The sequence below is a fragment of the Alphaproteobacteria bacterium SS10 genome, assembly GCA_019192455.1.
Taxonomy (GTDB): Bacteria; Pseudomonadota; Alphaproteobacteria; order TMED2; family TMED2; genus TMED2.
The window spans coordinates 210,429-224,582 of sequence record JAHCML010000005.1; the positions used below are offsets into that span (position 1 = coordinate 210,429).

Sequence of the window (14,154 nt, forward strand, 5' to 3'; positions counted from 1 at the left end):
AGCCGTTGAATATTTAATAAAACACATTGCAATATGCGTTAAAGCAACTGCCCCATTTTGGGGCAGTTACTGCTTTATGCTCTTGCAAAATGGGTTGGTACTATTTTGTGCAGTATGTGGGCATGCCAATTTTCTGAATGAAATCCGTCTATTAGCGAAAAAAACCGGATGGGTTTAGCGATAAATTTTAGGTAAATTTTTATCAATTTGATCTTCTTAACTTATTGATATTAAACAAAAAAATATATGTTTTTGATGAATTTTAGACTGTTTGGGCTCAAATAAACCCCGATCGCGGCTCGTTGCGCCCGCTGATCCGCTGAGAAATTAACCTTTTGGCTTCGGAACTGTGCCAGTTGGCAGGCCATTTGCTCCTACAGGCGGGAGTCACGTGTTTGGTGTGGGGATCACTGCGTGACTGTTCGGGGAGTGATTTATGTCTTCAACCACGCTCACTGTGAGCAACCTTCAGGACCTGGTCGAAAACGACCGGGGTGCTGTTGTTGCGGGCGTGTCCGTGGACAATCTGGCGACTGGAGTGTCGGTGGATCAGATCACGGTCGATGACAGCCGCTTTGAGATTGTGGGTGGGGTCCTGCAGCTGCGCGGTAACCAATCCACGGATTTCGAAGTTGATGGTGCATCCGTCGATCTGACCGTGACGGCTGAGTTGTCCGATGGCAGCACCGTGACGGATGTTGTCGCGGTGACCATCGATGATGTGGCCGAGAACATCACCCTGCGCACCGAGACCAGCTTTATTGATGAGGGCGTTGCCGAGCTGGAAATCTTCACGCGCAGCAAAAGCAATGCGCCGGATCAGTTCATCTCACTCGTTGAGGCATCAGCCACCCGGGTGTCGAGTGGCCACGGCGCCGACACCCTGCTGGGTGGTAAAGGCGCCCATACGCTCGAAGGTGCTAACGGTAATGACTTGATCATCGCTGGTGAGGGCAATGACTCTGTTAACGCTGGCAGCAACGACGATGTCATCTACGGCAATCTAGGCACTGACACTATTCTTGGTGGCAATGGGGCCGACACGGCATATGGCGGCCAGGATAATGATTCCGTAAATGGCCAGGGTGGTTCAGACATCCTCTACGGCAATAAGGGTGATGACACCGTTGTTGGCGGTGGCGGCACCGACCAAGTCTTTGGTGGTGAGGGCGCCGACGTTCTTTACGGCAATAACAGCCGCGACACCTTGGACGGTGGTGAGGGCGATGACACCGCTTATGGCGGTACCAGCCATGATGTGATCGATGGTGGCGCCGGTAACGACCTGCTGTTCGGTAACAACAACAACGATACCATCACCGGCGGTGAGGGTAATGACGACATCCGCGGCGGTAATGGCCGTGACCTTATTAATGGTAATGAGGGTAATGACGTCCTAACCGGCGGCGGTAGTGCCGACACGGTTTATGGTGATGAGGGCAGTGACCAGATTTCCGGTGGTGGCGGTGGCGACCGTCTCTACGGTGGTGACGATGACGATATCATCACCGGTGATGCCGGTAATGACCGCCTCTACGGTGGTGAAGGCAATGACAACCTGGATGGCGGCGAGAACAATGACCGCCTCTATGGTGGCGCGGGCGACGACTATATTGAGGGCGGCGCCGGTAATGACTCTCTCTATGGCGGTGAGGGTGCCGACACCATGATCGGTGGCGCTGGCAACGACTTCTATGTTGTGAGCGCTGATAACGATGTGATCTATGACGGCGGCGCCGGTGGGGCGGATCGGATCATCTTCCAGGACGCCACGGTCGCCGATGATCTCTCCTATATGAAGAACTTCGATGATCTCGTGATCACCCATGTTGATGGGTATGATATCCTGGTCATCAACTTCTTCCTCGACGCCGATAACGTCATTGAGACCATCAACTTTGATGATGGCAGCACCTTCTATGGCGGCACCGATGACGATTATGTGGTTGGTGGCCTCTATGATGCTGGCGCCGAGATTGGTGACCATGACTTTATTGATGGTCAGGGCGGTAATGACGACCTGCGCGGTGCTGGCGGTAATGACAGCATCCTCGGCGATATCGGTAACGACCAAATTCGCGGCGATGATGGCGATGATGACCTGCACGGCGATGAGGGTGAGGACACCCTGTTCGGCGGTGATGGCCATGACATGGCCGATGGCGGCGCCGATGATGACACCATCTGGGGTGAGGATGGCTTCGACACTATCTTCGGTGGTGGTGGTAATGACAGCGTCCTAGCTGGTGAGGGCGATGATGTTGTCTATGGTGTTGATGGCGCTGACACCCTGCGCGGCTATGAAGATGCCGACACGCTCTATGGTGGTGATGACGACGATCTGGTGATTGGTGGTCTCTATGACGCCGGCGCTGAGGTTGGCGATCATGACGTGATCGACGGCGGTGCAGGCCATGATGACCTGCGCGGTGCCGGTGGTAACGACCAGATTAGCGGTGGCATCGATAATGACCGCATCCGTGGTGATGATGGTGATGACACCCTGAATGGTGATGCCGGTCAGGACACCATCTTCGGTGGTGATGGTGCAGATGTTGCCGATGGCGGCGCCGACAATGACACCATCTGGGGTGAGTACGGTGATGACAGCATTTCTGGTGGCGCCGGTAATGATCGCCTGAACGGTCAGGATGGCAATGACACCTTCATCGGTGGTGAGGGTAACGACACCATGGATGGCGGGGCCAATGCTGACCTCTTCATCTTCGATGCATTGGCCGCAACCGGCGACGACATCATCCGGAACTTCGACATCACTGAAGATCAGATCCAGATCCTGGGTGCCAATGTGGCCGATCTGGTTGCCAATGCCGCTGATGTTGGTGGCAATGCGGTGATCACCCATGATGGCGGAACGATCCGCCTGCAGGGGGTCGATATCGCCGACGTGTCATCTGACCTCTTTATCTAAACCGTTTCATTTGCTGACCGGCTTTGGGCGGGTGTAGACAGGATGGCGGCAACGCCATCCTTTTTCATTTGCCGCTGGGCATCTGACCACCGCATCCCAAACCCTAGATCTAAATCCATGTCCAAGCCCGACACACTCCCGCCGCTTGAGGCGTTTCCAGGTCAGCAAGCCGTCACCCTCCGCTACAACGACACGGACCGTCAGGGCCATGTGAACAACGCGGTGTTTGTGACCCTGCTGGAGAGTGGGCGGGTGCCGATCCTCTATGATCAAGACGCCTCGATGCCACCGGCGGGCACCCAGTTCGTCATTGCCAATCTGAACCTCGACTTTGTGTCGGAGTTGGATTGGCGCAGCCCCGTCACCGTGGGCACGGCAGTCATTAAGATGGGAACCTCATCGGTCCGTTTTGCCCAGATCATTGTGCAGGACGGGCAGGTGGCCGGCCGCGCCGAGACGATCATCGTTCTGATGGATAATGAAACGCGACGGGCCACCCCATTACCTGAGGCGGCCCGTGCTGAACTTGAAGCCTATTGGCTTGTCGGTGCTGCTAGGGATTAAACCAGCAGGCCATCTGGGATTTCGGTTAGGCCGACCAGCAGCACGCTGTTTTCACCAGCGCTGATCAGGACGCCATCTTCGGTCACCTCGGCGGTGATCTCTTCGAAGTTGCCAAAGATCAGTTGGTCGCCCTCGGCTGCGTTGAAGTCCTCAACCACATCGTCGCCGAAGTCAGCGCGGAAGAAGTTGAAGATGTCGGCACCTTCGCCACCAACCAGCGTATCCTGGCCGCGACCGCCGCTTAGGAAGTCGTCATTGGCACCACCGTACAGCACATCGTCATTCTGACCACCGAACAGCAGGTCATTGCCGACGCCGCCCTGCAAGGTGTCGTCGTTTTCATTGCCGAACAGGCCATCGTCACCCTCGCCACCGACAACCAGATCATCACCCTTGTTACCAAAGAGCTGATCATTGTCATCGCCGCCATCGATGCTGTCTTCATCCTGGCCGCCGAACAACAGGTCCTCGCCATCGCCGCCATTGACGATGTCATTGCCCTTATCACCGAACAGGATGTCCTGGCCGTCATCGCCGTTCACCGTATCGGCGTCCTGGCCACCAAACAGGGTGTCATTACCGGCGTTGCCCGCCAGCATGTCTTCGTCCTGGTTGCCATAGATCAGCTGGTGGCCATCATCACCATAGACCGTGTCACGGCCCTGGCTGGCGCGGGCGCCCTCATCACCGGTCTCTGACACCTGACGGTTATCGTTGAACTGGGTGAAGAGTGGGGCAGCCCCTGGGAAGGTGTTGGTGCCTGGGTTGAATTCTTGGCCCGATAGTGGCTGCAGAATGCCGCCGGGCACATCGATCAGATTGCCATTCAGGTCAACAAACAGGCCATTCTCGCCAGCAGTCCAGAGTGAGAGGAAACCGCCATAACCGTCGAAGGCCAGGCTGTAACCCGTATCACCAAAGGTGATGACCAGATCGCCATCAACGGCCGAGACGTCAAAGCCGCTCAACCGGGCAAGGTTGATCAGGGCCTTCACATCACCGGTGCTGTCGATCGTCTCGTAGATTGAGAAGTCGATATCGGTCCGACCCGTGGCATCGCGGAACAGGCGGGCAAAGTTATTCAGCTGCAGGGTGTCACCGTCTAGCAGGCTGAAATCACTGATGACATCGGTGTCGCCGTCATTGGTCTGACCGCGGCTGATGAAGAAGGTGTCGGCGCCATCGCCACCCACCAGGGTGTCATTGCCGGCGCCGCCATTCAGCACATCGCTATCAGCACCACCGAACAGGGAGTCGGCACCTTGACCACCAACCAGGCTGTCATTGCCCGCCCCGCCGATCAGCGCATCATCGTCGGCGCCACCGCGAACGGTGTCATCACCGTTATTGCCGTAGAGCGTGTCATTGCCAGCAGCGCCGGTGACCAGGTCATTATCCTGGCCGCCATAGGCAACATCGTTGCCCGCGCCACCATAGAGGCTGTCCTCACCAGTGCCGCCGATTAGGAGGTCACTGTCGGCGCCGCCGCGCAGCTCATCATTGCCAGCGCCACCGTTGAGGGTGTCGTCGCCATTGCCGCCCTTCAGCGTATCGTCGCCTGGGACGTATCCTTCAGACTGGGTGCCGCGCTCATTATCGCCGGTGATGAAGTCGTTGCCATTACCACCGCTGAGGCTGTCGCTGTCACCATCGCCGTAAAGGGTGTCATCGCCCTTACCGCCATTGATGGTGTCGTCGCCCTGGGCACCGGTCAGGGTGTCATTGCCATCACCGCCGCTGATCGTATCGGCGCCTTTGCCGGCATGGATGCTGTCGTCACCGGCATTGCCAGCTAGGCTGTCATCGCCGTTTTGACCGCGCAGGGTGTCGTCATCGGCGCCACCGCGCAGGGTGTCATTGCCGTTGCCGCCATCCAGGCTATCATCACCAACACCACCAAGTTGGCTATCGTCGCCATTGCCGCCGATCAGGGTATCATCACCTTGGCCGCCATTCAGCGTATCGTCGCCCGCAACATAACCAGATGACTGGGTGCCGCGCTCATTATCACCGGTGAGGAAGTCGTTGCCCGCACCGCCAGCCAGGCCGTCGTTATCGCCGTCACCGTAAAGGGTGTCGTTGCCGTCACCACCATTAATGGTGTCATCGCCTTGGGCACCGGTCAGGGTGTCATCACCCTTACCGCCTTTCACCGTATCGGCACCTTTACCGGCATGGATGCTGTCATCACCCGCATTGCCGGTCAGGCTGTCATCGCCGTTCTGACCACGGATGGTGTCGTCATCATCACCGCCGCTGACGGTGTCGTTGCCGTTGCCACCGTCGAGGCTATCCTCGCCAGCACCGCCCAGCAGGCTGTCATCCTCATCGCCGCCAATCAGGGTGTCATCGCCCTGGCCACCGATCAGGGTGTCGTCACCAGGCTGGTAGCCGGAACCGGTGGTCCCACGCTCATTATCGCCGGTGATGAAGTCATTACCCTGGCCGCCGCTCAGGCGGTCATTATCGCCGTCACCATAAAGGGTGTCGTCACCTTTGCCGCCGTTCAGCGTGTCGTTGCCCTGGGCACCGGTTAGGGTGTCATCGCCTTTCAGGCCGCTAACACTGTCATCACCCTGTAGGGCGTGGATGCTGTCATCACCTGGGGTGCCAGCCAGCACATCGTCGCCCGGGGTTGGGACGGGCTCTGGCTCGGTCAGGGTGAACGAGACGGTGATCTCATCCAGCTGATCGCCGCCGCCGCCATTCCCATCAAAGAAGGTGACGGAGATGGTGTTGTCGCCCTCAAGCAGCGTACCGCCGATCAGATCACGGCCGCCCTCATCATTCCGGCTGTCGCCGAACAGGGCATAGGGCTCAAGGTTCTCGGTTTGAACGATGGCACCGCCATTCAGGTCGAAGATCGCACTCTCAAGGGCGCGTGGCAGGTCACCACCGTCACGGGCGATGGCAACAATGCTCAGATTGCCATCGGCTGCCAGGTCAGCGGCTTCAACTTCGATGCCGTCTTCCAGCACGGTGATGATCTCACCGGTGGTGGTGTCGACAAGGGCCAGATCCACATCCAGTGGCTCGGGCTCTGGTGCTGGGGCCGCAGGAACATCGGGCTCGGTCAGGGTAAAGCTGATGGAGATGGTTTCAATCAGCTCACCATTGCCGCCATCCTGATCATGGAACGACACGGAAATTGTGTTGTCACCGGCCAGCAGGTTGCCACCATGGGGGTCGCGCCCGCCATCATCGTTGCGGCTGTCGCCGAACAGGGCATAGGGCTCAATGTTCTCGGTCTGAACAACGTCACCATCATTCAGGTTGAAGATCGCACTTTCCAGATCGCCCGGCAGGTCTTCGCCATCCTTGGGTAGGGCAACGATGGTGAGGTCACCAGATACGGCAAGGTCAGCGGCTGGGATTTCCGAGCCGTCTTCCAGCAGGGTGATGATCTCACCATTACGGGTGTTGATCAGTGCCAGGTCGAATGCGAATGGCTCGGGTGCTGGCTCCGGCTCGGGCTCTGGGGCTGGTTCAATTTGAACGCCGATATCAGCCAGGCGACCATTCTTGTCCAGATCGACCACATTGCCGTCGCCATCGACGAGGAAACCTTCCTCATTACGCGCCTGCTCATTAAGCCAGCCACCCCAGCCCTTCAGATTGATCACGTGACCGTCCTCGCCGAAGTCGAGGATGATGTCCTTGTTGAACGTACCGGGGGTCGTGGTGCTACTGACTGAATAGCCGATTGCTTGCAGCAGATTGATCAGGGCTTTGAGGTCCTGAACATTATCGATCTGCTCATACGCCATGAAGAAGTTGTTTGAGCCGGAGATCTCAATGCCTTCGTCCAGGCTTTCACGGGCGGTTGGGCCGATAATCTGGCGGAAGATGTTAAGCTTCAGGCTGTCGCCACCATCCAGGCGATCCCAGCGATCATTATCGTCACCGGCACCAGCCAGGCGCAGATCAGAAAGGGTGTCATGGTTGTTGCCACCGTTGGCGTCGCGATCATCGATGATGAAATCATCATTGCCATCGCCACCCTTCAGCGTGTCGTTGTCACGGCCACCCTTTAGGGTGTCATCGCCGCTATCGCCGTCAAGCGTGTCGTTGCCAGTGCCACCATTCAACTCGTCATTGTCGCGACCGCCTTTAAGCTTGTCGTCGCCACCGCCGCCCTTAAGCGTATCGTTATCGGCAATATTGGTATTACCAGGACGACCGCCGTTAAGCAGGTCATTGCCGTTGCCACCTTCAATGAGGTCAGAGCCACGCATGCCGCCGATGGTATCGGGGCCACTGGTGCCAATAAGAGTGTCTGCGCCGTCAGTGGGGGAGAGTTGAGACATTGGTCTACTACCTTCGTGTTTCCGGCTAGCGATGGTCCCGTCTGCGCTTGTTCTTTGACCCTGCACTTGGTGGTGCAAATGGTTGTTGATGCGCAGTTTCTCAGCCGTGGCTGCGGGTATAACGCTGTTTAACGAAATGCCAATAAAATTTTAGACAAATCACGCCAGTCATGTGCAAGGCGTGTGCCATTTTAAACTTTTTTAAAGATTTTCTTGCGGAATGCGGCAGTCCAGCGGGCCTTAACCCAGTATTGCTGCGGCTTACGCCTTAGAGTCGGCAGCGATGGCGCTACCGGCGGCGATCATGGCCTCAATCTCAGCCTCGCTATAGCCAAGATCGGCAAGCACTGCCCGGGTGTCGCCGCCGAACTTTGGCGGCAGTCGGTCGATCTTTGCCGGGGTCCGGCTAAACTTTACCGGGTTACCGAGGCCGGTATAGCCATCGAACTCAATCCGCATGTCGCGGGCAATGGTCTGCGGGTGGCTAACGACGGCTGACACGTCATTTACCGGACCGGCCGGTACACCATTTTCCATCAGCTCCTGGCAGATGGGTTCAGCCTTATGGCTAGCTAGAATGGCTTCCAATGTGGTGCGTAGTTCGCCCCGGTGCGCCATGCGGTCGGCATTGGTTTTAAAGCGGGCATCATCAATTAGCTCGGCCTTGCCTAACACCTTGCAAAGCCTGGCGAACTGGCCGTCATTTCCGGCTGCGATATAGACCTTACCGTCGCCGCAATCGAACATGTCATAGGGGACGATATTCGGGTGGGCGGACCCCTGGCGTGCCGGTACCTTGCCGTTCAGGAAATAGTTCGCCGCATAAGGGTGCAGAAGCGAGCAGGCGACATCGTAAAGGCTTGCCTCCACGAACTGGCCTTTTCCTGACTGGCTGCGCTCATAAACGGCGGCCATGATGCCAAACGCGGTACTGATCCCGGTCGCAATATCAACGATGGGAATACCCAACCTGGTCGGTGGGCCATCCGCCTCACCATTGATGCTCATCAACCCGGCCTGGGCCTGTACCACGGCGTCATAGCCAGGCAGGCCGCCCAACGGTCCATCCGCACCAAAGCCAGAGATACGGGCATGGATAAGCCTCGGAAACTCCTTGGATAAGGTGGCATGGCCCATGCCCCATTTATCCATCGTGCCGGGCTTAAAATTCTCCAACAGGATATCGGCATCTGCCAGCAGGCGGCGCAGGGCGGCTTGCCCCTCCGCCTGGCGCAGGTCGAGGCTAATCCCCCGTTTTGAGCGGTTTACGCCACGGAAGTATGAGGCAGCACCATCTTTGAACGGCGGGCCCCAACCACGGGTTTCATCACCCTGGGGCGGCTCAACCTTGATGACATCGGCACCGTGATCGCCCAGCCATTGGCTGCAGAACGGGCCGCCAAGGACCCGGCTGCAATCCACAACGGTGAGGCCGGAGAGTACCCCGGTGCTGGATGTATCCTGTTGATCTGCCATCGTTTTTAGATATCGAACTGGATACCCTGGGCGAGAGGCAGGTCACGGGAGTAGTTCACCGTGGCGGTCTGGCGCCGCATATACGCTTTCCAGGCGTCAGAGCCACTCTCACGACCGCCACCGGTATCCTTCTCACCACCAAAGGCACCGCCGATTTCCGCGCCTGATGGGCCGATATTCACATTGGCAATGCCGCAATCAGAGCCGGAGGCGGCGAGGAATGCCTCGGTCTCCCGAACATCGGTTGAGAAGATGCAAGAGGACAGGCCCTGGGGTACCCCATTTTGCAGTGCAACCGCCTCATCCAGTGTTGCATATTGCATCACATAGAGGATTGGCGCGAAGGTCTCTTCCTGCACGATCTCGGTCTGGCCTGGCATCTCAACGATCGCCGGCTGGACATAGGCCGCATTTGGGAACTGGTCGCTAAGGGCAGCGCCACCGCCATGCACCTTGCCGCCATCGGCCTTGGCCTGCTCCAGCGCCTTTGCCATTTGATCCGCGGCAGCCCGGTCAATCAGCGGGCCAACCAGGGTGCCATTCGCAAGCGGGTCGCCAATGGGCAGGCCGGCATAAACCTTGGCCAGGCGGGCCACCAGCTCATCATGAATGTCCTTATGAACAATCAGCCGCCGCAGGGTTGTGCAGCGCTGGCCCGCCGTACCGACAGCAGAGAAGACGATGGCGCGCACCGCCATTTCGAGATCGGCTGACGGCGCCACGATCATGGCGTTATTGCCGCCAAGCTCCAGGATGCTCTTGCCCAGGCGTTTGGCGACGGTTTCGGCAACCGCGCGGCCCATGGGCACGGAACCGGTTGCAGAGACCAGGGGCACCCGTTTGTCCTGGGACAGGGTCTCACCGATATCGCGGCCGCCGATTAGGGTTTGGATCAGGCCATCTGGCGCATCGTCGCCGAACCGGTCCATGGCCCGTTCACAAATCTTCTGAACGGCGAGGGCGGTCAGTGGTGTCTTCTCAGACGGTTTCCAGATGATGGGGTCACCGCAGACGAGCGCCAGTGCAGCGTTCCAGCACCATGGCGCGACCGGGAAGTTGAACGCAGTAATGATCCCGCACACGCCAAGTGGGTGCCAGGTTTCACGCATGGCGTGGCCGGGACGTTCAGACGCGATGGTCAGGCCGTAAAGCTGGCGGGAGAGGCCGACCGCGAAATCGCAGATATCGATCATCTCCTGCACTTCGCCGAGGCCCTCTTGCAGGATCTTGCCGCATTCCAGGGTAGTCAGGGCGCCGAGGTCATCCTTTGCAGCGCGCAGCTCTTCACCCAGAAGGCGCACCAGCTCACCACGGCGGGGCGCGGGCACATTGCGCCAAGCTTTAAATGCCTCATGCGCCTTGGCAATCGCGGCATCGGCGGCGGCCACATCATCCTGCTTCAGCACGGCTATCTGGCTGCCATCAACCGGGGTGGTGACCACGAGGTCACCGCTATCATTGACCAAGTCACTGATATGGTTGGCTTTAAGGATATCGTTGTGGTTTGGGCTTTGGGGCTTATCGAGCATCGTTGGGTGGCTCCATGGTGACCGGTTGTGCCGGGTTGATCGGGTATTGTGCTGCCGCTTCCCGCCTTGGCGGCAAGGGCTAACTTGGCCACAGTGAATACATGGGCCGAGGGGTTAGGCCAAGGAAACAGATGCCCAGCAGATGGTGATGTGATCAGGGGCCGTGAAGGGGCGCCGGATTATTCGCCTTTGGTAAACAAATCATTTCCATCAGGTGCCTTTATTCCTGGGCCCATTTGCCCATCTTCATAGGCCAGACAAACCATCAACTTTGGGATACCAACGAGACATGACCCAGATGATCACTGCCCAGGCCCGAAAGGCTACCCGGCCCACTGCCTTGGCCCTGTTTACCGGCCTGATCCTTGCCGCCGGTGCAGTCTTCACCGCGATGCCGATCTTAAAGGCGAATGCAGAACCGATTACCGTGCCGAGCGGCACCTATGTGCTCGACCCTACCCATGCCAGCATCATTTGGAAGGTTAGCCATCTGGGCCTGTCCGATTACACGGCTCGATTTAACCGCTTCGATGCGACGGTTGATTTCAATGTCGAAGACCCGGCCGCCAGCTCGGTTCAGGTCAGCATCGACCCAACCTCGGTCGACACCGACTACCCGAATGCTGAGACCAAGGATTTCAACGCCAAGCTGGCCTATCAGGCTGACTTCTTCGATGCCGATCAGTTCCCGGCGATCACCTTTACCTCCACCGGGATTGAGGTGACGGGTGACCGGACGGCAATCATTCGCGGTAATCTCGAATTCCTTGGCGTCAGTAAGGAAATCGCCCTCGATACGACGATGAATGGCTTCTTGGAGAACCACCCCTTTGCCAATATTCCGGCAATTGGCTTCTCCGGCACCACCACGATTGACCGTACCGAATGGGGTATGGGCTGGGGCCAGGGTGCCGTCGGCAATGAGGTTGAGATCTTAATTGAAGCTGAGTTCTTCAAGGCCCAGTAAGCAAACGCGTTATGGCCAGCACGACCGAAGCTAACAGCAATGATCGCTACAACCTTGTGGCGATCATTCTGCATTGGGTAATCGCGCTTGCCATTGTTCTGCAGCTTGCCAGCGGCTTATGGATGGTGGAGGCGATTAAGGGCGGGCCGAACCAGGCCCTCGCCTATGATGCCTTCCAATGGCACAAATCCCTGGGCCTCACCGTATTGATTTTAAGCCTGATGCGGTTCGGCTGGCGCTTAATGAACCCGCCACCGCCATTGCCGTTTGGGATGAAACCTTGGGAGCGTGTGGCCGCCCATGCCACCCATTGGGTGTTTTATGGCTTCATGATCGGCATGCCGCTAACTGGGTGGGCTATGGTGTCCGCCAGCCCTTGGGACCTACCGACCATTTGGTTTGGGTTGTTTGAGGTGCCGCATATCCCCTGGCTCTACCAGCTCGCCGCCGAGGCGAAAGAGGGGGTAGAGGCGTTACTAAAAGATGTGCACGCCTATTTCGGCTATCTTGGTATCGCCTTATTGCTGCTGCATATCGGGGCGGCGTTGAAACATCAATTTGTGGCCAGGGATGGCCTCTTGTTGCGCATGGTGCCGCGTTTGCGCCGTACTGCAATCAACCCACCTGCCATGCCTTCGGGAGATAACTGACCATGAGCCTTGTCGCCCAATCATCCCGGTTCGCCGCCGGATTAATCACCGCAATCGGCCTTAGCGTTGCCAGTGCCTCTGCCTTGGCGATGGATTGGTCTGTGGATCAGGGGGCGAGCAGCATTGGATTTTCTGGCACCCATGCGGGCCGCGATTTCACCGGTCAGTTTGAGGATTGGGACGCTACGGTCACCTTTGATCCCGCCGCACTCGATGAGGCCTCCGTCGTCGTAACCGTTCGAACCGCATCGGCGGCCACGGGTACGCTGCTCTATGACAAGACCCTGCCCAACAGTGAGTGGTTCAACGCTGAGGGGTACCCAGAAGCGGTATTCCAGGCGAGCCAATTCCGCAGCACGGGCGAGGGGCAGTATGAGGCTAATGGCACCCTAACCATTAAGGGGCAGGAGATACCCTTGGTGCTGCCCTTCACGCTTGAGATGGGTGGGGATAGTGCCACCGTCACCGGCCGGGTTGAGATGGATCGCATCGCACTTGGCATGGGCACCAAATCCGATCCCAACGCGGCTTGGGTTTCGCAGGTTATCCCGGTGACCGTGAACCTGTCGGCGACCCGCAGCGGATCATAATCGAAGCTTTTGGAGTGGCCCGATGGGCTTGTTAATCGACGGCGAATGGGCCGATCAGTGGTACGACACCAAAAAGAGCGGCGGCCGCTTTGAGCGCCAGGAATCTGCGTTCCGCTCATGGATTACCGCTGATGGTTCCCCCGGCCCAACCGGTGAGGGTGGCTTTAAAGCCGAGGCTGATCGATACCACCTCTATGTTTCCCTCGCCTGTCCTTGGGCACATCGAACCCTGATCATGCGAGCGCTAAAAGGCCTGAACGAGCTGATCAGCATGTCGGCCGTTCATTGGTATATGGGCGATAAGGGGTGGAGCTTTGAGGCCGGTGACGGGGTCATCCCCGACCCGATCCATGGCGCCCAATACCTGCATCAGGTCTATCAGGCTGCCGATCCAAAATTCACCGGTCGGGTAACCACGCCGACGCTTTGGGATCGGGAGACCCGCACCATTGTCTCTAATGAGAGTGCGGACATCATCCGTATGCTGAACAGCGCCTTTGATACCGCCGGTGCGGTGCCCGGTGACTACTATCCGCCCCATCTGCGCGAGCAGATCGACCCGGTGAATGAGCGCATCTATCAAACGCTAAATAACGGCGTGTACAAGGCTGGTTTTGCGACCAGCCAGGCCGCCTATGATGAGGCGATTGAGCCACTGTTCGAGACCATGGAATGGTTGGAGGAACGGCTAGCCCAGCAGCGTTACTTGGTCGGCAATCGGGTGACCGAGGCTGATTGGCGGCTGTTCGTCACCTTGCTGCGCTTTGATGCCGTCTATGTGACCCATTTCAAATGTACCCGGGCCCGGTTGGTCGATTACCCAAATCTCTGGGCCTATACCCGGGAGTTGTTCCAATGGCCGGGTGTCGCAGAGACGGTGAATATGGACCATATTCGACGCCACTATTACGAGAGCCATCCGAGCATAAATCCCCATGGAATTGTGCCGGTTATGCCGGATATCAGCTTTGATACCCCCCATGGCCGCTCGGCCCTAGGACCCACCGAATTGGTGGCTTAGGCGCGCTTACCCCCTATCTCGCTCCGTCAGATATATCGAATTTGATACAAAATGCGCCAAACACCGTGTGGTGAGGCCGGTTTTGCGGTATAAGTTATTGCTGATGGCAGGTGCTTGC

General features: G+C 57.9%; 9 protein-coding genes. 6 read left to right on the top strand and 3 right to left on the bottom strand.

All coding sequences use genetic code 11. The features are described 5' to 3' along the window. Positions 1-436 precede the first annotated feature (436 nt). Together KI792_09965 and KI792_09970 are read left to right on the top strand one after the other, a co-directional pair. Positions 437-2,932 (top strand): hypothetical protein, encoded by a 2,496-nt coding sequence (locus KI792_09965; GenBank protein ID MBV6633338.1) that lies wholly within the window; start codon positions 437-439, stop codon positions 2,930-2,932. Between the two features lie 117 nt (positions 2,933-3,049). Next, positions 3,050-3,496 (top strand): acyl-CoA thioesterase, encoded by a 447-nt coding sequence (locus KI792_09970; protein MBV6633339.1) that lies wholly within the window; start codon positions 3,050-3,052, stop codon positions 3,494-3,496. Here the strand turns inward: KI792_09970 and KI792_09975 are convergent. From KI792_09975 to KI792_09985, 3 genes are all read right to left on the bottom strand, one after another. Further along, entirely contained in the window at positions 3,493-7,803 is a 4,311-nt protein-coding gene (locus tag KI792_09975; GenBank protein MBV6633340.1) for a hypothetical protein, read from the bottom strand. The genes KI792_09970 and KI792_09975 overlap by 4 nt on opposite strands. A 261-nt stretch (positions 7,804-8,064) precedes the next feature. Beyond that, positions 8,065-9,279, bottom strand: coding sequence for a CoA transferase (locus KI792_09980; protein ID MBV6633341.1), 1,215 nt, complete (start codon positions 9,277-9,279; stop codon positions 8,065-8,067). Positions 9,280-9,284: 5 nt separating this feature from the next. Next, entirely contained in the window at positions 9,285-10,808 is a 1,524-nt protein-coding gene (locus KI792_09985; protein ID MBV6633342.1) for an aldehyde dehydrogenase family protein, read from the bottom strand. Positions 10,809-11,097: 289 nt separating this feature from the next. On the opposite strand from KI792_09985, the gene KI792_09990 reads away from it, so the two are divergent. Genes KI792_09990 through KI792_10005 form a run of 4 tightly spaced genes read left to right on the top strand, consistent with a single transcriptional unit; the run spans position 11,098 to position 14,036 of the window. Then, on the top strand, positions 11,098-11,775 hold the full coding sequence (locus KI792_09990) for a YceI family protein (protein MBV6633343.1): 678 nt from the start codon (positions 11,098-11,100) through the stop codon (positions 11,773-11,775). Positions 11,776-11,786: 11 nt separating this feature from the next. Next, a complete protein-coding gene (locus KI792_09995) occupies positions 11,787-12,425 on the top strand; it encodes a cytochrome b (GenBank protein ID MBV6633344.1) in 639 nt (212 codons plus the stop codon). A 2-nt stretch (positions 12,426-12,427) separates the two neighbouring features. Further along, the gene (locus KI792_10000) at positions 12,428-13,015 is read left to right on the top strand and encodes a YceI family protein (GenBank protein ID MBV6633345.1); all 588 of its coding nucleotides are present in this window, start codon (positions 12,428-12,430) and stop codon (positions 13,013-13,015) included. A gap of 22 nt (positions 13,016-13,037) precedes the next feature. Continuing rightward, complete coding sequence (locus KI792_10005; GenBank protein ID MBV6633346.1) at positions 13,038-14,036, top strand: glutathione S-transferase family protein; 999 nt, start codon at positions 13,038-13,040, stop codon at positions 14,034-14,036. Positions 14,037-14,154 lie beyond the last annotated feature (118 nt).

Coding starts and splice junctions, on each gene's coding strand:
- KI792_09965 (MBV6633338.1), top strand. CDS start 437: ATGTCTTCAACCACGCTCACTGTGAGCAACCTTCAGGACCTGGTCGAA.
- KI792_09970 (MBV6633339.1), top strand. CDS start 3,050: ATGTCCAAGCCCGACACACTCCCGCCGCTTGAGGCGTTTCCAGGTCAG.
- KI792_09975 (MBV6633340.1), bottom strand. CDS start 7,803: ATGTCTCAACTCTCCCCCACTGACGGCGCAGACACTCTTATTGGCACC.
- KI792_09980 (MBV6633341.1), bottom strand. CDS start 9,279: ATGGCAGATCAACAGGATACATCCAGCACCGGGGTACTCTCCGGCCTC.
- KI792_09985 (MBV6633342.1), bottom strand. CDS start 10,808: ATGCTCGATAAGCCCCAAAGCCCAAACCACAACGATATCCTTAAAGCC.
- KI792_09990 (MBV6633343.1), top strand. CDS start 11,098: ATGACCCAGATGATCACTGCCCAGGCCCGAAAGGCTACCCGGCCCACT.
- KI792_09995 (MBV6633344.1), top strand. CDS start 11,787: ATGGCCAGCACGACCGAAGCTAACAGCAATGATCGCTACAACCTTGTG.
- KI792_10000 (MBV6633345.1), top strand. CDS start 12,428: ATGAGCCTTGTCGCCCAATCATCCCGGTTCGCCGCCGGATTAATCACC.
- KI792_10005 (MBV6633346.1), top strand. CDS start 13,038: ATGGGCTTGTTAATCGACGGCGAATGGGCCGATCAGTGGTACGACACC.